The 17,507-nt window shown below is 56.5% G+C and carries 21 protein-coding genes and 1 pseudogene; 10 read left to right on the top strand and 12 right to left on the bottom strand.

Translation table 11 applies throughout. The annotated features are described in order from the left end of the window. Positions 1-182 precede the first annotated feature (182 nt). Positions 183-710, top strand: coding sequence for a hypothetical protein (locus FHT79_RS29800; RefSeq protein ID WP_179869569.1), 528 nt, complete (start codon positions 183-185; stop codon positions 708-710). Here the strand turns inward: FHT79_RS29800 and trpB are convergent. The 8 genes from trpB to FHT79_RS29760 all read right to left on the bottom strand — a co-directional run bounded on the left by trpB (position 679) and on the right by FHT79_RS29760 (position 7,222). After that, positions 679-1,884 carry a tryptophan synthase subunit beta gene (gene trpB, locus FHT79_RS29795; protein ID WP_097631597.1) on the bottom strand — a complete coding sequence of 402 codons (1,206 nt, stop codon included), beginning with the start codon at positions 1,882-1,884 and terminating at the stop codon, positions 679-681. The two genes, FHT79_RS29800 and trpB, sit on opposite strands and share 32 nt — an antisense overlap. 286 nt (positions 1,885-2,170) lie before the next feature. Next, positions 2,171-2,878: an SDR family NAD(P)-dependent oxidoreductase gene (locus FHT79_RS29790; protein WP_245450266.1), complete on the bottom strand. Its 708-nt coding sequence runs from the start codon at positions 2,876-2,878 to the stop codon at positions 2,171-2,173. 44 nt (positions 2,879-2,922) lie between these two features. After that, positions 2,923-3,531, bottom strand: a complete 609-nt coding sequence (folE, locus tag FHT79_RS29785) for a GTP cyclohydrolase I FolE (RefSeq protein ID WP_097631598.1) — start codon at positions 3,529-3,531, stop codon at positions 2,923-2,925. Between the two features lie 234 nt (positions 3,532-3,765). Next, the gene (locus tag FHT79_RS29780; protein WP_097631599.1) at positions 3,766-4,233 is read right to left on the bottom strand and encodes a TspO/MBR family protein; all 468 of its coding nucleotides are present in this window, start codon (positions 4,231-4,233) and stop codon (positions 3,766-3,768) included. Between the two features lie 61 nt (positions 4,234-4,294). After that, positions 4,295-4,825 (bottom strand): lipocalin family protein, encoded by a 531-nt coding sequence (locus FHT79_RS29775; RefSeq protein WP_028758878.1) that lies wholly within the window; start codon positions 4,823-4,825, stop codon positions 4,295-4,297. Further along, positions 4,822-5,400, bottom strand: coding sequence for a hypothetical protein (locus tag FHT79_RS29770; protein ID WP_028756938.1), 579 nt, complete (start codon positions 5,398-5,400; stop codon positions 4,822-4,824). The genes FHT79_RS29775 and FHT79_RS29770 overlap by 4 nt, the downstream gene beginning before the upstream one ends. Further along, complete coding sequence (locus FHT79_RS29765; protein ID WP_028756939.1) at positions 5,397-6,425, bottom strand: cyclopropane-fatty-acyl-phospholipid synthase family protein; 1,029 nt, start codon at positions 6,423-6,425, stop codon at positions 5,397-5,399. Before FHT79_RS29765 ends, FHT79_RS29770 begins: the two co-directional genes overlap by 4 nt. Beyond that, a complete protein-coding gene (locus FHT79_RS29760; RefSeq protein ID WP_028756940.1) occupies positions 6,422-7,222 on the bottom strand; it encodes a DUF1295 domain-containing protein in 801 nt (266 codons plus the stop codon). Before FHT79_RS29760 ends, FHT79_RS29765 begins: the two co-directional genes overlap by 4 nt. A 392-nt stretch (positions 7,223-7,614) precedes the next feature. Between FHT79_RS29760 and FHT79_RS29755 the strand changes: the two genes are divergently transcribed. The 5 genes and pseudogenes from FHT79_RS29755 to FHT79_RS29735 all read left to right on the top strand — a co-directional run. Further along, positions 7,615-7,986 carry a DUF2147 domain-containing protein gene (locus FHT79_RS29755; protein ID WP_028756941.1) on the top strand — a complete coding sequence of 124 codons (372 nt, stop codon included), beginning with the start codon at positions 7,615-7,617 and terminating at the stop codon, positions 7,984-7,986. A gap of 27 nt (positions 7,987-8,013) precedes the next feature. Beyond that, positions 8,014-8,433, top strand: coding sequence for a DUF2177 family protein (locus FHT79_RS29750; protein WP_028756942.1), 420 nt, complete (start codon positions 8,014-8,016; stop codon positions 8,431-8,433). 111 nt (positions 8,434-8,544) lie between these two features. Continuing rightward, on the top strand, positions 8,545-9,219 hold the full coding sequence (locus FHT79_RS29745; protein ID WP_342588706.1) for a sigma-70 family RNA polymerase sigma factor: 675 nt from the start codon (positions 8,545-8,547) through the stop codon (positions 9,217-9,219). After that, a complete protein-coding gene (locus FHT79_RS29740) occupies positions 9,216-9,869 on the top strand; it encodes a ChrR family anti-sigma-E factor (protein ID WP_028756944.1) in 654 nt (217 codons plus the stop codon). The genes FHT79_RS29745 and FHT79_RS29740 overlap by 4 nt, the downstream gene beginning before the upstream one ends. Positions 9,870-9,947: 78 nt before the next feature. Continuing rightward, positions 9,948-10,355: pseudogene (locus FHT79_RS29735) on the top strand (fasciclin domain-containing protein); the annotation flags it as partial. Between the two features lie 39 nt (positions 10,356-10,394). On the opposite strand, the gene FHT79_RS29730 reads toward FHT79_RS29735, so the two are convergent. Then, positions 10,395-10,592 carry a hypothetical protein gene (locus FHT79_RS29730; RefSeq protein WP_028757999.1) on the bottom strand — a complete coding sequence of 66 codons (198 nt, stop codon included), beginning with the start codon at positions 10,590-10,592 and terminating at the stop codon, positions 10,395-10,397. Positions 10,593-12,086: 1,494 nt separating this feature from the next. Between FHT79_RS29730 and FHT79_RS29725 the strand changes: the two genes are divergently transcribed. From FHT79_RS29725 to FHT79_RS32305, 4 genes are all read left to right on the top strand, one after another. After that, positions 12,087-14,048, top strand: a complete 1,962-nt coding sequence (locus FHT79_RS29725) for an elongation factor G (protein WP_028756945.1) — start codon at positions 12,087-12,089, stop codon at positions 14,046-14,048. A gap of 133 nt (positions 14,049-14,181) precedes the next feature. After that, a complete protein-coding gene (locus tag FHT79_RS29720; RefSeq protein WP_028756946.1) occupies positions 14,182-14,421 on the top strand; it encodes a DUF982 domain-containing protein in 240 nt (79 codons plus the stop codon). Positions 14,422-14,522: 101 nt separating this feature from the next. Continuing rightward, positions 14,523-14,786 (top strand): DUF982 domain-containing protein, encoded by a 264-nt coding sequence (locus FHT79_RS29715; RefSeq protein WP_028756947.1) that lies wholly within the window; start codon positions 14,523-14,525, stop codon positions 14,784-14,786. Positions 14,787-15,339: 553 nt separating this feature from the next. After that, complete coding sequence (locus tag FHT79_RS32305) at positions 15,340-15,588, top strand: hypothetical protein (RefSeq protein ID WP_028756948.1); 249 nt, start codon at positions 15,340-15,342, stop codon at positions 15,586-15,588. Between the two features lie 86 nt (positions 15,589-15,674). On the opposite strand, the gene rsgA is transcribed toward FHT79_RS32305, so the two are convergent. The 3 genes from rsgA to FHT79_RS29700 all read right to left on the bottom strand — a co-directional run bounded on the left by rsgA (position 15,675) and on the right by FHT79_RS29700 (position 17,220). Further along, positions 15,675-16,697, bottom strand: a complete 1,023-nt coding sequence (rsgA, locus tag FHT79_RS29710) for a ribosome small subunit-dependent GTPase A (protein WP_028756949.1) — start codon at positions 16,695-16,697, stop codon at positions 15,675-15,677. Beyond that, complete coding sequence (locus FHT79_RS29705) at positions 16,694-16,876, bottom strand: hypothetical protein (RefSeq protein WP_028756950.1); 183 nt, start codon at positions 16,874-16,876, stop codon at positions 16,694-16,696. The genes rsgA and FHT79_RS29705 overlap by 4 nt, the downstream gene beginning before the upstream one ends. A gap of 86 nt (positions 16,877-16,962) precedes the next feature. Further along, complete coding sequence (locus FHT79_RS29700; RefSeq protein WP_028756951.1) at positions 16,963-17,220, bottom strand: Eco57I restriction-modification methylase domain-containing protein; 258 nt, start codon at positions 17,218-17,220, stop codon at positions 16,963-16,965. Between the last annotated feature and the right edge of the window lie 287 nt (positions 17,221-17,507).

Raw genomic sequence — 17,507 nt, 5'->3', positions numbered from 1 at the left:
AAGTATCCAAGTTGGAAACGGATCTTTCGGTTGCTGCTAAGCTGCTAATGTCGACAATTGCGATTTTGTTGTGCGCGTTAACGATTGCCGGTCCGTCGGGGAGGGTGGCTGCCGCACCGACGTGGCCGCAGTCTGCAATACCGGCCGGCCGGCGCTCTCGATGGTTGGAGAGCGCTCGTGGCGTGAAAGGCCAGCTGTTGCGTCGGCCTCGTTGGTTCGTGCGGGACGAAATGAAGTTCATGGAACTCAAGACGAAACTTGATCCGGCGCTGGACGACCTTTGCGACGACTGTACCGCAGAGTTTGCGATGTTTGCCGCTGAGACCAAAAAGATGTTCAAGGTCATACCACGCAGTCACCACGACCGGTTCGATATCGAGCTTCAGTCCAAGTTGTCCGAGAGTTACGTCGTGCCGAGCTCCGGATTGATGGCGATCGGTTATGCACTTGAAGAGGTGTCGAAATCCGGGGATGAAAAATTATCCTCGCAGGTTAGACCACCAGTGATGGGGCGGTCATTGCTTCAATGTCGAGCGAATGCTGATCGGCCATTATATCGCGGAAGGCAGCCTACGAAGACTGACGGCCTCCCGCACTCAAGGACCCTATCGAGCATCAAGTGGCCGAAGACGAAGCGCATGATCTCGGCATTTGTTAACATGGGTGCCTCCGCAATTGTCACTCTCGTTTCAACAGGTTGGACACCGTGAAAATGTCCTTGTCGCCACGGCCGCAGAGATTGACGATAATGATCTTGTCTGGCGCCATGAGCTTTGCTGTCTTCATGACCTCGGCAATGGCATGCGATGGCTCCAGCGCCGGAATGATGCCTTCCACCGTCGATAAGAAGTGGAACGCCTCCAGAGCTTCTGCGTCCGTGGCCGACGCATAGCTCACGCGTCCGCTTTCCTTCAGCCAGGCATGCTCCGGTCCTACACCCGGATAGTCGAGGCCTGCAGAAATCGTGTGTCCCTCGTTGATCTGTCCGTCACCGTCCTGCAGAAGATAGGTGCGGTTTCCGTGGAGGACGCCGGGCTTCCCCTTGGTCAAGGATGCGCAGTGCTCCGATGTATCGAGCCCTTTCCCGGCGGGCTCAACGCCAATCATGGAGACGCGACTATCGGCGAGAAACGGGTGAAACAGGCCGATCGCGTTCGAACCACCACCGACAGCTGCGACCAGAAGGTCAGGCAGGCGGCCCTCATACCCAATTATCTGCTCACGCGCTTCCCTGCCGATCACCGACTGCAAGGTCCTGACCATCTCTGGATAGGGATGGGGACCAGCTGCCGTTCCGATCAAATAGTAGGTATCCTCGACGTTCGAGACCCAGTCGCGAAGCGCCTCGTTCATGGCATCGTTGAGAGTGCCGTTTCCCGAGGTCACGGCGCGCACCTCCGCTCCAAGCAGCTTCATCCGGAAGACGTTAGGAGCCTGCCGCTCAATGTCTGTCGCCCCCATGTAGATGACACAATCGAGCCCGAACCGCGCCGCCATCGTAGCGGTTGCGACACCGTGCTGACCTGCGCCCGTCTCCGCGATGATGCGCTGTTTCCCCATCCGCCGGGCGATAAGGATCTGACCGAGGCAATTGTTGATCTTGTGTGAGCCGGTATGGTTCAATTCATCCCGTTTCAGGTAGATGCGCGCGCCGCCGAGCCTGGCGGTGAATCTTTCGGCAAAATAAAGCGGACTGGGCCTACCAACATAATTTCGGGACAACTCGTCTAGCTCGTCCCAGAATGATTGGTCGGTCTTGGCCGCTTGCCACTCCTCGGTCACCGCCATGAGCAGCGGCATAAGCGTCTCCGCGACAAAGCGGCCTCCAAACTTTCCGAAGAAGCCGTTGTCGTCGGGTAGCGCATTTGATGACATCTGTTGCATTTTCCAACTCCTATCTTTGTTCGATACGGAACTGGTGAAATTCGGATGGTCTGGAGGCCGATATATTACACCCGCGCCAAAGCCGTTTGGATGATAAAGGCTCTTGCCTTGTCCAGTGTCTATGTTGAGCGATGCTTACAGCCGAGGAACCGGAGGCAGAGACCACGCATCGGAGAGCTTTTCCGCAAACGCTGCGGATATTTTGCCACGGCGCATTATCGTCACTTGAGCGTCGCTGCGCGAATACCTACGGACCGTGGCGTTGAGATTGTCGGACCAAATGCGGCTACCAAGGAATGGTTGTTCCATCATATGCGAAGAAGCCGCCCGTATGGTGTGGTGTCAAATCGTCCAGCATCCGCAAGATGCGCTTGGCGGCTTCATCAGGCTTTGAACGCCGGTGGCCCGATGAAAATGGATCGGACAATCGAGTTATGACGGTCCCGGGATGCACGGTTACAAGCAGGGACAGAGGGTTCGCCCTGGCCACTTCTATTGCGGCTGTGTGAACGATCTGGTTAAGCGCGGCCTTCGACGAGCGATATGAAATCCAGCCTCCCAGCGCATTGTCGCCGATCGATCCCACCCGCGCCGATAGAAGGGCAAGAATTACCCGCTTCTTTTTTGCGAGCAGCGGGACGAAGTGCTTCACGACGAGGGCGGGTCCAACGGCGTTGACGGCAAACTGGGCCATCATGGCATTTTGCGAAATCTGGCGTATCGACTTCTCCGGTCCCATGCCGCCAATGGTTAAAGCACCCGTGGCACAGATGATGAGATCAAACTCATTCGACTTGAGCATATCCGCCGCGCGCTGCACGGAATTCTCGTCCGTAAGGTCGAACCCGTTCTCTTGACGAGAAAGTCGGGCAATCTTGGCGCAGTTGTTGTCCCTTTCCAACTGCCTCGAAATAGCATCTCCGATTACTCCGCTGGCTCCAATGACCAAGGCAGAATACCCCGCATCTAATGATCGCATCAGCGTTTCGGTCATCCGGTGTTCTCCAGATTGCGTTCATTTTCGTCAGGAGGCCGGTTTCAACCGCGGGCCAGCATTATGAAACGCGCCTGATCCGATGCAGAAGCTTCGAACTGTCCCGCGAACGCGGTCGTGAGCGTCTTGGCTCCCTGCTTCCGGATGCCGCGCATCGCCATGCACATGTGCTCCGCCTCGATCATGACGGCGACGCCTTTCGGGCGTAGGCTTTCTTCAAGAGCCTTCGCGATCTGAGCAGTCATGGTTTCCTGGGTCTGCAGCCTGCGGGCATAGAGATCGACAAGCCTTGCCATTTTTGAAAGACCGAGCACGCCCTGCTCGGGAATGTATGCGATATGAGCAATCCCATGGAACGGCACCATGTGGTGCTCGCAATGGGAATGAAACTCGATGTCTCTGACGAGCACCATCTCGTTGTAGCCACCGACTTCGGAAAAAGTCTTCGAAAGCACATCCTCAGGCTCCGTTGCGTATCCGGAGAAGAGTTCGCGATAAGCCTTTGCCACCCGCTTCGGAGTATCAAGCAGACCTTCGCGTGATGGATCGTCTCCGGCCCAGCGCATTAGCGTACGCACCGCCTCCTCAGCCTGATGTTGAGTTGGACGTTCCGAGGCAGCCACCGGGCATGCATTGGTGACAATAGCATCCATAAATCTCTCCGGAATTAATATGCGACTTGGCTTACGTCCCATGCCGGGTTCCGGATCAAAACCGCCGATCTGCAAAGTAGCGCAACTGTCAGATCGTTCTGGATACGCTGGTGGTCTGGATTTGGTGAAGAGGTCGTGATTGCGACAGTCGATTTAGCGCGGACCCTCTTGACTTGTTCCGTCGCCTGCAACCAGTGCTCAGGCCACCTGTCGGATTTATTTTGGTATGACGTTTCAGCCGTTCAGCCAAATCAAAGACGCGTTCAGGACGGAAGCAAATCCCACCCATAGCGCATAGGGAAAGAAGCAAAGACGCGCGACTCTATCTCTTGCTATCGCAATAAAACCAACGATGAAAATCAGTAGGCAGAGGATAATCGCCAGGCCCAAAGACATCGCACGCGCTCCAAAGAACAGTGGTGTCCAAAGCCAGTTCAGGACCATCTGCCCTCCCCAGACCGTCATGGTCCGGCCCTTGGCACCCTCGGTAAGCCACGTGCGCCAGCCCGCGAATGCAATCAGGATATAGAGCACGGTCCATGCCGGACCGAAAATCCAATTCGGCGGATTGAAAAACGGCTTGTTCAACGAGGCATACCAAGCCCCTGGTTGAATGGTTAGGCCGATCACCAGCCCGACCCCGATGACGACAAGGAGAAACAGGCACAGCATCATTGCGCTGGTGGTGCGGTTTGAGGTCATAGCGCTCTTTTCTCCTGAACATCCGCGCGCGATCGGATATGCGACCGGTCTGTTTCTTTCGTCACTGCGGCGGAAACTCAAGCTTGCGAACGTCATAGCCGAGTTCGCTCGCCTTCTTTATCATGCCGTGCAACTTGTTTTTCGAGGGAACGTTCCTGGAGTAAATCCACAGGTTCGTCATCGACGGGTTGGCGCTGATAAACCAGGATTTGTCAGGAGATTTATACAAAACCCAATAGTTGAAAGTGATCAGCCAGGGGTATCGGACCTGCATCTTCGCATTTGTTGTCCCGAAATCCTGGATGGTCCCGGTGCCGCGGACGGTCTTCAGTCGACCTTGGGGCGTGTCGACTTTACAACCGTCCTCGATGATTATTTCATCTGGCGATTTGCCTTGTCGGTAGCTCGAATAGCCCGCAACGCAGCCGTCGGTCAGGAACATCGGTGTCCGGCCGACCTCCAGCCATGTCCCGCGATAGTGATCCAGTCCCACTTTAATCACGTTGGGTGTGGCGTACGCAGCGGCGGCTTCGCCAAGGATGAAGAGCACCGCCAGCAGAAGCCGACCCGCACGATTGAGACAATGTTTCATGAATACCTCCCCGGTGTAGGGTGCTCAGGCACCGCTGAATAAAGCCTCGACTGGCGTGAAGTTCCCGCATACCGCAGCGTTACGAAGGCCATCAGACTAGCCACGGCGAACGCGTTCAAGTTGAGGAGCATCGCAAGGTCTGTTTGCGTCCAAACGTGCAGCGGCGCGCCGATGAAACCCCGCGAAAACACGAAGGCGGCGAAAATGAGGACAGCCATTCCACGTTGCCACCAATGTTCGTCTTCTCGAAATGAGACTGCAACGAGCATTAAGCAGGCCGCCAGAAACAACTCAGTACCAGAGGATTGGCCAAAGAGCTTCGTTTCGAACAGAGTGTCAAACGTACCGACCAGCGGAAGCGCGATCCTTGCCGACAGCGGCGAACGCCGGGCTATAAAAGGGATCGCCAGAAAGAGCGGCGCTGCGGTTAATGTGCCAAGCGAAGCTGCCACGCCATCACCCACCAAATAGCAAATGTATAGCGGGTAAAACGGCTTGTTCAGGAGGATGACCCAAGCGACCGTCACGGAAGCCTTTGTCAATGGATCAAGATTTGCAGGTGCAACTGCCATCATGGTGTTCGCCCCAGAAGGTAGTGGCCGACACCCCAGATGTCTCCCCTGTGATGGCCGAACATGCCAGCTGTCGAAAGAAAGAACAGTCTCCAACGGCGCTGCCATAGAGACGCGTCCCGGCCATAGATCTGCCTTAAGATTGGCTGGATGCGATCGATGTGCCGATCGAAATTGGCAAGCCAGTCAAGAGAAGTGCGGCGATAATGTATGCCCGACCAGCGCCATTCCATCTCCACTTGGAACAGATCACCGAAACGGTGCGGCAGATCATGGGCCGGCATGATGCCGCCGGTGAAGAAGTGCTGGGCGATCCAATCGGCAGGGTCAGCGCGGTCGAAACGATAGGATCGGTCTTTGTGCGTGAAGATGTGCAGGAACAGCTTGCCGTCAGGCTCGATCCAGCGGTGCACCCGCTCTAAAAGCGCCCGCCAGTTCGACATGTGCTCGAACATTTCCACAGCGACGACGCGGTCATAACGCTGGTCGGCGTCAAAGTTGTTCATGTCGGCGGTGATGACACTCAGATTGGTCAATCCGCGTGCTTCGGCGCGGGCAATGATATGCGCTCGCTGAGAGGCGGAGTTTGATACGGAGGTGACGCGCGAATTCGGGAAATGCGTGGCGAGATAGAGCGACAGCGAGCCCCAGCCGCAGCCGAGCTCAAGAATACTCATGCCATCGTCGATGGCGGCGTGGTTCACGGTCTCGGCAAGAGCAAAGGTTTCGGCCTCGTCAAGCGTCGTGGTATCTGTCGGGTATAGACAGCATGAGTATTTTTTCTGCGCCCCGAGCGCCAGCGCGAAAAACGCGGATGGCACTTCATAATGTTGGCGGTTGGCCTCGTCAGTATGCGTGGCGACCGGAAAATGCCCCATCGCGTCGACAAAGATCCTCTCGCCCTCAGCTGACGTCGCCGCCAGTCTGCGCTTGGTGCGTTTGCAGAGGAGCTCGATGCCTGCGAGCGTTATGCTGTCGCTGAGCGGGGCTCGCTCAGCAGTCTTGATAGCGAAAGCCATCACATTCATCGCTCATCTCCTTGTGGGCGCTGTCTTCGAGGTGCTGGGAAAAAGGCGTTGACGCGGGTCTGTAGGTCGCGGAACTTTTCGCCGCGCGAGCGCAGCATGTGCTCTTCGAGTGCGGGGATGCCGGAGACATGAACGAGCAGCCAATACATCAGCAGCGGTGCGAGGATCGACAGCCAGCTCGAGATTGGCGCCGCAATCGCGAAAAGTGGCCAGCAACACCAGAAGAGCCATTCGAAGAAATAGTTGGGGTGGCGCGAATAGCGCCATAGGCCTGCTTCGCATACCTCTGTCTTCGCCTGTGGTGTTTTCCGGAAGCGCGCCAGCTGCACGTCGGCGATCGCCTCGCCAACCAGCGCTACAGCAGCGATCAAGGCTGCGATCCCATCAGCGAAACCTGGGAACGCCATCCCATTGTTCGCTGCGAGATAGACCGCCAGCACGAGCACGAATGCCGCTAGCGCCTGGATCTGGAGAAAGAGGAATAGTCGCCACGCACCGCTATCACCCCACTCTGCTATAAGTCTTGCATAACGGGGGTCTTCGCTACCGCCTCTGGTACGTGAACCGATATGGCCGCCGAGCCTCAGTGCCCATGCGGCGATGATAGTCATGAGGGCGATGCGACGATCAAGGTCCCCATTCGAAAAAAGCGCTGCGGTCATACCGCCGACGCCTACCGCGGCGGACCAGATCGTGTCGATCCAGCCACTCAAGCTCGTGACACGCTGAATTGCCCAGGCGATTACCATCGCAAGCGACAATAGGATCGCGATGAGAACTAAAAGAGACAAATCCATCGTTTTTCCATCGGGTGCATTGCTAACGAGTTTCTCTACGGCCTTGCACACCGATCAGTTTTCCCCCGGGCCGCGAAAATTCTCAAAAAATTGTGCGGCCAGCAAAACTAACCTGAATTCCTCCTCGTAGAGGCGGTCTGAAAACCATGCATCAGGGTCGGAAACCGCTCACACCGAGAGGCTATATGGAATTTGATAGTCGGAACGCTGGCGGACGGCGCCGGAATATAGCCGTCGTTGGAACCGACATCTCAGGGCTTTCGGCACGAGCGCTTCGAACGGCTCTGGAATTATTACCTTAGTTACTGCCAGGCTGGTTTTGAGGAAGGAAGCATCGACGTCGGCCTTTACACGATCGAACATGCTTGAATCGCACCTTGAGGAGAAACGGAATGAACCCGATGATGCCGATGGTCGCAGTTTTGGCTGTTGGGGCTGCAAGCATGGCGGGGGCTGCTGACATCAGCGGTCAGTGGGCGCGCGGAGACGGAAACGCAAAGGTGAAGATCGCGCCTTGCGGTTCGGATGTCTGCGCTGTCAACACCTGGATCAAGCCGGGGACGCCGAAGGAGAAGGAAGGCGACAAGCTTGTGATGTCGATAAAACCAGACGCCGAGGGTAGCTATTCGGGCACTGCTTTCGATCCGCAGCGTAACTTGAGCTACAAGCTGACGGTAACCGTCGACGGCAACAGGATGACCACGAATGGCTGTGTGGTCGCTGGTTTGCTTTGCAAAGCTATCGACTGGACGCGCATTGACTGAGGCGCAGGATTTGCAAGGAGAAAAAATGTGAAAACCTATATTGTCGCTTATCTTGCAACGCTGATTGTTTTCGTAGCGATTGATTTCGTATGGCTTGGCAGCATGGCAGATCGCCTTTATCGCCCGACTTTGGGCGAAATTCTGGCCCCTGAATTCAGGCTGGCTCCGGCCGTCACCTTTTACCTCACCTACGCGGCCGGACTGACGTTTCTGGCTGTCAGGGCAGGCTTGATGTCTGGCTCCGTGGTCACGGCCGCACTATACGGCGCGGCCGTTGGCTTCACAGCGTACGCAACCTACGACTTGACAAACCAATCGACGCTTAAAAATTGGTCGACGACTTTAACGATGGCCGATTTGCTTTGGGGTAGCGCCTTATCGGCTGTTTCAGCCGGCGCAGCTTTTTGGATTACGCAGCGAGTTGTGGGAACACTGGATAAGATGTGATGAGGTTCCGTAGGGGATATCTGACTTCGCATCGGCAGATGATCCGTAGCGTGTTTAAATTATTCACGTCGCTTTTTTGATCCGCTCAGGTTCGCACGCGTAATTCACGTCATGAACATGCAATTACCGCTCCGATCCGGATTACGTCGAGGGAACTGTGCTAAGGCAGTCGCCTGGCGCACGCCGGGTTTGGAACGAAAGGTCGGCGCCTTGGGGGAAGAGAAGCAAAACTTGGATGCCGCGCGGATCAATTCATTGATGTCGGCCGTGGGAAAGTCGCGCGACATCGACTCATTCGAAATTCTGTACAGGCACTTTTGCCCGCGCGTCCGCTCTTACATGGTCCGTCTGACGAGAGGCAATCGCATACTCGCTGAGGAACTGACCCAGGAAACCATGATGCGCGTCTGGAATAAGGCGGCGCTGTTCGATTCATCAAAAGCGCAGGCATCGACCTGGATATTTGCGATTGCGAGAAATCAAATGATCGATGCTGCCCGCAAAGGTGCCCATCCGGAATTCGACATTAACGACCCCGCGTTTGTGCCAGATGAGATGGAAGCAGCTGACGTCAAGATACAGCGGCAACAGAACGCGCAGGAGCTGCACAATGCAATGCTCACATTGAAACAGAAGTACGTGGAAGTCCTTCGGATGTCGTTCTTCGACGGTCTGACCCACACAATGATAGCAGAAAAACTAAACCTCCCACTTGGAACGGTAAAATCGAGGATACGGCTTGCATGCGAGAAATTGCGGATGGCGATTCAGGACGATGCCAAATGATTGAACACCATCTGGATGACGATATGCTCCTGCACTACTCCGCCGGGACTCTGGCGGAGGGTTGGAGCGTCGCAGTTGCGACCCACCTCGCACTTTGCCCATTATGCCGCGCAAATCTTGCGATGCTCGAAAACGTTGGGGGCTACTTTCTCGAATCCGAAGACGCAGGCGAAGACGACGTGACAGCAAGCTGGCAAAGCCTCCGAGCGAAGATTGAAGCTGGTGAGATCGAGAAAGTGGTGCCAATCAAGAAGCACACGGCCGCCAACAACATTTACCCCGAGCCCCTGAGGTCTTACATCGAGCGAGCTGGCGGGTTGAGGTGGCGCAGACTGGGCCGCGGCGCAGCGCAGATGATTATACCGACCGACGACAATACAACGACCGTTCGATTGCTGAAGATTCCTGCCGGTCAGCCCGTTCCGGAACATTCCCACGACGGCTCCGAACTGACGCTTGTTCTCGATGGCAGCTTCAGCGATGAAGTCTCGACGTTCGCGCGAGGCGACGTCGAAATGGCAGATGGCGATCTCATGCATCAGCCACGTGCCAGCGCCGGAAAAGACTGCATTTGTATTGCCGTTACTGACGCGCCTTTGCGCTTCAAAAGCAGGTTTGTGCGCTGGCTGCAACCTCTGTTGGGCATCTGATGGTCAATAGAAATCACGACGCCGAGAAGCGCACAGTAAGGCGCCTTTGAACTGTAAATATCTGAAATCTCGATCTTGCTTTAAAATACTAGACCAATTTCCGAGAACGCAGCCAACTCCAAGGATCACACGAAACTCGTCGCCGCTGTAAAGGCTGCGGGTTTGGTTTCAGCGTTTAAAGGCAAAGGACCTTTCACAGTCTTCGCGTGCACCAAGGAAGCGTTCGAAGCGCTCCGAGGGCACGGTGGAAACGCTTCCAAAGCCGGAGAATGAGGCTCGACTTATAAAGCTGCTGACCTGCCACGTGATTGGTACCGATGCCATGTCGAGCACGGTCGGCGGCTATGTGTTCAGGGCCAAGGAAGCATGGGCAAGATCACCCTTACTGACAACCTAGGGGTAAGTGCAACTGTGACGGTCGCTGATGTCAAGCAGTCGAATGGCGTCAACCATGTCATCGATAAGGTGCGTCTGCCGAAAATGTAGATAGGGGACGCTGTGGCGTCCCGGCTTTCTATTGCAAGATCAGTCGATTGACGTGTCTGGCGTTTCTTCAATATCTGATTGCCATCCGAGTTCCATGCATAACTTTTCTCCAGCAGTCACCCCTGTCCGGAGGTCTTGAAAGGGGCCTTCAAGAATTGTGGTTTTGCCACGAAAGATCACAATGACATTTTTAATCACCGGATCGTAGAAAACCGTCATTCCATACTCATAATTCACGATCTGCTCCTTCCCTGACTTAACAGGGGCCGGCGGATGCCGCGCCGACCCCCTGCGGGCCTCACTCTGGTCCGCATCAGCTCCTGGGGTGCGGAGCCGGTCCGATCGCGGGTAGGACTTCCGCTCGGAACAGATGTTTTACGTCAAACAACTCCGGCAGATCAGAACCGTTTCAACTCTGTTGACGATACCAGCAATTTCATTTCTGTGGCGCTCAACGCCGGATTATCTCATTGCTTCACTGGCGGATAAAAAGTGTGGAAGCCTGAACAGGTCTTGTCCCACAGACGCTAGCACCAAAAGAACAAAAGAGGAGGAACCCGAGGGCAGTGGCCGGCACAGGATCGTGGGCTTGGCGCAACAGAGCGTCTTGTCGCCAACATAGCCTAGACCATAGTTCCCTCATCCTGGCTGGCCATCTACGGTTCAGCGAAGCTGGTGACCGGGGCGAGTCCGGCGCTTGATGCCAAACCACCGCGTCTAACGCGGAAGCGTTCGCTTGCAAACGTTGGTCGTACGGCGAACGGCCGTCCATGCGGACAGCGTGTAAGTAGTCACCGAGTTTCCAAAGCGCCTTCTTGCCCCGCCACCAAGCTCACAGGCGTAAAACAAACGTGGTGTGGCATGGTGAAGAATTGTGTCGCTGTCCAAACCAAGCGCTTTGAGACCTTCCCTCATCTTTGGGAGCCTCGGACTGGTGCCCTCGCCGAAGCGATTGTTGATACGACGCGAAAAATGCATTGCCTGCGTTCGCTGGACCGCCCGGCCAAGTTGTCGTCGAAAATCTGACGGACGAAGTGCCCCGAGTCGCAATGGTTAGCAAGGAAATAAGGGTTAATGAATCCTTAAACCCTAGTGGGCTGGAGATGAGCGCCTTCTGTGCGGCAGCAAGGGCTCTAGGAGCTTCTAAAAAGTTGCGACCTCGCAACTTTTTCAACGGAAGAAAGAGAGCACCAATCCGCAACGATGATACACCGACAGAAAGTTGCGGTGTAAGCGAAATTCCGCCGGCTTTGACGGACGACATCAAGAGAGAGCATGTTGCCCTTTGCAAAGTTGCGACCTCGCAACCTTAGTCCTGAAGGAGCCGGGCGACACTGCAAATCCCGTTTTCGGTTTTTTCCAAAACCAACCAATCGATGCAGCTTACCGATTTACACAGTTTCCGGCTCCTAATTCAATGTCGTCCGGGGATGAGAGGCTAGGGAGTTGCAATCGATGCATCGCCTAAATGCGCGTTGTCTAGCAGCATCTGCGTGCGCTGATCCTCGAACTCGGCAAGGGGTTTTCGTTCGTCGGAAGAAGAGCGGCATAGGACGGTATTTCCAAAGGTGAAATCGGGGTCATCGCGCCCCAACATCGTCAATCATCAAGCGTTCCATGGTCGGGCGCCGAGATAAAGCACGCCGCCATGAACACCTCTGGCGCCTTGCAGCGGTTCAGGGCATCCTATGATGGCTGAAAATTGTGTTTATGGCAGTTGGAGGATTGCCGATGCGCTGCTTCACCGTGCTTGGACCCTCGCAGACCGGAAAATCAACAGTCGTGGAAAAGCTCGGCTCCCTGGAGGGGGCGCCGAGAAAATCCAGCTCCCCTTATGGATTGAACCTCACAGAATTCACCTTTGGAAACGAGGCGTGGTGTGCGCTGGATGCGCCAGGACCCAACGAAGCGTTGGCGCATGCACAGCACGCGCTTCTTGCCAGCGACGCCTGCATCCTGTGCGTTTCATCGGCACCCGAGGAGGCTGTGCTCGCTGCGCCCTATCTGCGCGTAATCGAGGCCTCGGAGACGCCGTGCATCCTCTTCGTCAACCGGATGGACGAACCGAGAGGGCGGCTGAGGGACGTGATCGCCGCGCTTCAAGACTACGCCAACCACACGCTTTTGCTTCGCCAGATCCCGATCCGCGAGGGGGATAGGATCATAGGCAGTTGCGACCTGATTTCGGAACGGGCGTGGCGCTACCGGGAGGGCCAGACTTCGGCGCTGATCGCAATCCCCGAAAGCGCCGCCGAGCGCGAGCACGAAGCGCGCAGCGAGCTCCTGGAACACCTGTCCGAATTCGATGACTGGCTTCTCGAGGAACTGATCGAAGATCGCGAGCCGCCCAGCGACGCGCTCTATGCCATTTCATCGCGGGTTCTCAGGGAAAACAGGATTATTCCAGTCCTGATCGGTGCCGCAAGTCACGGCAACGGCATGATGAGGCTGATGAAGGCGCTGCGCTACGAGGCGCCGCCGGTGGGGGTTCTTCGACAGCGCCTGGCTCGCGCGGGCAATGTCGATGAAAACAAGCTGACCGCCGTGAGCTTCCATGCCTATCATCGCCAGAATGTCGGTAAGACAGTGCTCGTGCGCGCGCTTGGCGAGGGACTGCGGCAGGGCGCATCACTGGGCGGCTCCAACCTCGGCGCCGTACAGCATCTCGCAAACGGGAAGTCCAATTCGGCGGTTGTGCCTGCGCTGGGGGATGTCTTCGCGACGGTCAAGTCCGACCACTTGCCCGTCCCTTCGCTGTTGACATCAGGCGCGGTGGTCGCCCCGCCTGAGTGGACGGAGCCGCCCACCCCGATGCTTGAAAGGATCCTAGTCCCGGGCAGCGAGCGCGATGAAAACAAGCTCTCCGAAACGCTGGCAAAACTTTCCGAGACGGATCGCGGCCTGACGGTCTTGCAGGAGGAGAGCACCGGCGCCCATCTCGTCTGCGTCCAGGGGCCGGTGCATCTGCGCGATCTCTGCCGAACCCTGTCCGACGTGTTTCATATCGACGTAACCGATCGAACGCCCAGCCCGATCTACCGCGAGACAATTGCGAAACCATCTGAGGTTCATTACCGTCACCGCAAACAGACAGGCGGTGCCGGACAGTTCGCGGATGTGAAGCTGAACATTCGCCCCAATGAGCGCGGCCGGGGATTCACCTTTAGCGAAACCGTCAAGGGTGGCGTCGTTCCGCGCAACTACATCCCTGCTGTCGAAGCAGGCGCGCGCGAAGCGATGGAGAAAGGGCCGCTAGGCTTCAAGGTCATCGATGTCGGCGTAACGCTGTACGATGGTCAGCACCATGCCGTCGACAGTTCGGAACACGCTTTCCGAACTGCGTCGAAAATGGGAGTGCGACAGGCGCTTTCCGAAGGGGCGGCCGTTTTAATGCAACCGGTCTTCCGCAGCGAAATTCACATTCCGTCGATCTATTCCGGCAGCCTTGTCCAGATCGTCTCCGCTCTCAAGGGTCAGGTTCTGGGCTTCGACCGGGATGAAACCGCCAAGGGATGGGACATCTTCCGGGCACTCATTCCGGGCGGCGCACTTGACGATCTGGCCCGGGCGTTGCGCTCGGCGACGCAAGGCATTGGTTATTTTTCCAAGACCTTCGATCACTTCGAGGAGCTATACGGCAAGGAAGCGAACGCCATCGTGAGGGCACACGAGGAACCAGGCGTCGCACACTGAAACGTTCGCGCCACTTCGAAGCCCTGCCAATAGGCTCTTGGGCTGCCGCCCTCCAAAATTTCGGCGGGATCGTCCGCTTGGAACAGATCTTCCTAATATACGTTTCTGGGAAGCCTGCCCCACGGAGGACGCCATGATCAGCATCTGGGACGCGAACGTCGAATTGAAGATAGATGATCGTGTTCACGTCATCAGGAACGCTAGAGAGGCGGTCGCATTCTTGAAGAAATACTGGCCCGACAACAGAAGCGCGAGCTATGCGGCAGCGTGGAAGGTATGCCTGGACGCGGCGAGTGGCGTTGTTCCCGATGCGGAAGCGCGATCTGCGTTTGCGGCTGCGGCGAAGGAGGCCGGCATCCTTCGACAAACTTAAGGTTGCTTCGTTTGAAGTGAGCCATGGATCATGCCGGCCACCCTACCCGGAACGGTTCTTGCACGGTTACTAATATATTTACCGTGGGGAGGCGCAACGTTATGAAGTGGCACACAATCGGAGAGTTTACCCCTCTGATGCTCGCTGTGAATGGGCCGGAAAAATACAAGCTTGTCGCGAGCCTTTGGGAGGCGGCAAATATGTTGACGGCTTGCTGGCCCATCGACGACGGGGAGGAATATCTTATCGCGATCAGGGCGTGCCAGGACGCCATCCATGGCGACATTTCGGCTGAGGACGCGCGAGAAGCGCTGATCCGTGCCGCCGATGAAGCTGGCATTCCGGTGATCACCGTCGTCCACTGAGTTGCTCCGGTCCTTGATGCCGCAGCCCTCTCCGCTTCGCGTCGAAAGCGGCTGTCCTGAGTTCAACGAACGCCTGCATCCATTTGATCTCGGGGATGGCGCACTGGTGACGGAAGACCTGGTGAAGAGGTAATCGGCGTCATACTTCCCAACTGTCGTGTTGAGCTCACCGGCTCAGTGATCTCACTGCAGGGAGTGCAACATCTCAGTCCTCGCACCTTGGCCAGCCCCTGAATTTTCAAGAACGGCCGAAGCGAAGGTGTTGTCCGGCCTGAAGCCATATACGGTTGATCAGCGGCGCAGGCGCTCTCGAGCGAGTGGGTGTTCAGTTCTGTTCAGGAGCACTAGCTAAGCGGGCGGCGCCCGGCTCTGTCGTACCGATTGACAATGACTGCTCCGAGTCTTTCTCGCAACACCTAAGCGGCAACTGCAATCTTGGACGGATTTGGCTGGTCTAGAGCATTTCAGTTACGGTATCCGTAGGACTGCAAACCGATTTGCACGAGCGGACTGCTAGGGAAAGCAAGTCCGCATCTTCTAAAGCAGGACCTTAATGAACGCGGACATGATAGCCGCCTGGGCGGTGGAAAATGGATTTCATGCAATCGATTCGGGGAATTATCGTCGCCACGACACCGCAGGTGTGATCACGATCGAGATTAAGAGGATCTCATTCCTCCTCATCGATGAGAGGCAAGGATTGCGACCGCGCCTTATATCTTGGTTGTTCAAAGACTTATCCCTCACGAGCGGGAGCGGCCGCTTGCAGGGTCTTCTTCTTGACCGCAATCCCATTCATTGAGCGCTGACGCTATCACCAAAGCCCAGCCAATTCTGGTGGCGGATCGTGGTTGACGACGATGAGCACCGTCGCAAACGTCAACACTTTCAATATTTCTTCTTGCGAACGATCTTGTTGCCGCGGGGTCCACTCACGACCGGTGTCCGGTCGCGGTTTTCTGCAAGCAGGTTCCGCCAGCGTTCCAGGCGATCGGCGAGCAGGGCACCGCTTGCGACAGCTGCCTGCACCGCGCATCCCGGTTCATGGGCATGGGTGCAATCGCGAAAGCGGCAAAGCGGTGCCAGTTCGGTTATCTCAGCAAAGAGGGTGTCTATACCGTCGGCAACATCGCTCACGTAAAGCGTTCTTATTCCCGGTGTATCGACAACCCACCCGCCCCCTGAAACTGCATGTAGGGATCGCGCTGTGGTCGTGTGTCGGCCCTGCGCGTCGTATTCCCGGATGGTGCCTGTCTTTTGCTTTGTGTCAGATTCAGGCCCAGTCATGGTGTTCACCAGCGTTGATTTTCCAACACCAGAGGATCCCACCAGCGCGACCGTCTGGCCAATGCCGCACCAAGGCCTCAACAGGGAAACGGCATCCGCGGAGCGCCCATTCAAGGCAATGACAGGCAGGTCGCGCTGCAAAGCCTCGGCTTGCGCCTGGAACATGTCGGCATCGTCCGCGGTGTCAGCCTTCGTCAGGACAATCACCGGATTGATCCCGGCCTGCGTGGCCATGATCAGGTAACGTTCCAGCCGAGCAAGATTGAAATCGGCGTTGCACGAGGTCACGATCAACAGGGTGTCGACGTTGGCGGCAACAAGTTGCTGGCCACGTCCGCCTTCCGGGCGTCGTTGAAGGACGCTTTTTCGGTCGAGACGTCTGATAAGCATGTCAGTGAGTGAATCGGCAAGAACCCAGTCGCCCACCGCGTAGTCACCAGTATTGGTATTGGATGGAAACGCCAGTCCGACCGGCCCGGTGACATCGATCGCCTCGATGCGGGCCCGGTGAACTGAAGCGATGCGTCTGGGGATCAAGTCCGCTTCGCTGGGCTGGACCTGGTCTGCGAAGAATTCAGACCACCCAAGCCGTTCCAGCGGTGAAGAAAGTTGGGAGCTGGTCAAATCTTGTTCCGTGGATGATCCCGTTTTGGCAAAGAGGTTGCGTAGGCAGCCGCTTCGCCGGGATAGGGGAAATCGTCCCCGAGCTGACGGTCGTTATCGTAGACTTTGAACGAAGGCCCTTCAACTTCAACGATCCTGTAGCCATTCACGTATTCGATCTTCGGTGTTTTCCAGCCCATTAAAGCTCTCCGGTCGGTCCGCGGTTCTCTCTGAAGATGGTGCCACCTCATACTCGGCGGTCTATGGTCTATCAGGTGCTTCACGATTAGCCAACGCCGGTTCGATACCATTCGGCGGGCAAGACGAAGGCCAGGCGACCGCCTTTCCTCAGGAACAATGCAGAGTGCACCTTAAATGCTGCCCAACTCGAGGCGAGGCCCGTCGGAGAAATGCCGCCCCTGATGGCCGCCTCCCGGGCACGGGCGCGGGCTTCCCCGGGAAAGTCCTGGTATCGGATATAGGGAGGATTTCCGATGACGACGTCGAACGCGGGATCAGCCCCGACGGCAAAGAAGTCGGACACTGGGTAGTCGCCGGCGCCCGCGGATGGCCGCCTACTTCCATCCAGAACTACAGCGCGCTTATGGGTTGGGGCAGCCTATCACATTGAAATCAGGCGCTTTACGATCTGCTGGTCGATGTTCGGATGCTTTCAACAGCGGACAATTGCCGCTTCTCTGGATCTCACCCAGAGACGCTTTCACCGAAACGAATTTGAGATTTCAACGTCCATCACGATAAGCGGGCGTCGACTAAAATCATTTCACAATCCACTCACAAGATTTTTATAGATTACATTACAATCATTCC

The sequence above is a fragment of the Rhizobium sp. BK212 genome, from assembly GCF_014197475.1.
GTDB lineage: Bacteria > Pseudomonadota > Alphaproteobacteria > Rhizobiales > Rhizobiaceae > Rhizobium > Rhizobium anhuiense.
The sequence above is the reverse complement of the archived record's forward strand: the minus strand, read 5'-3'. Positions and strand labels throughout refer to the sequence as shown.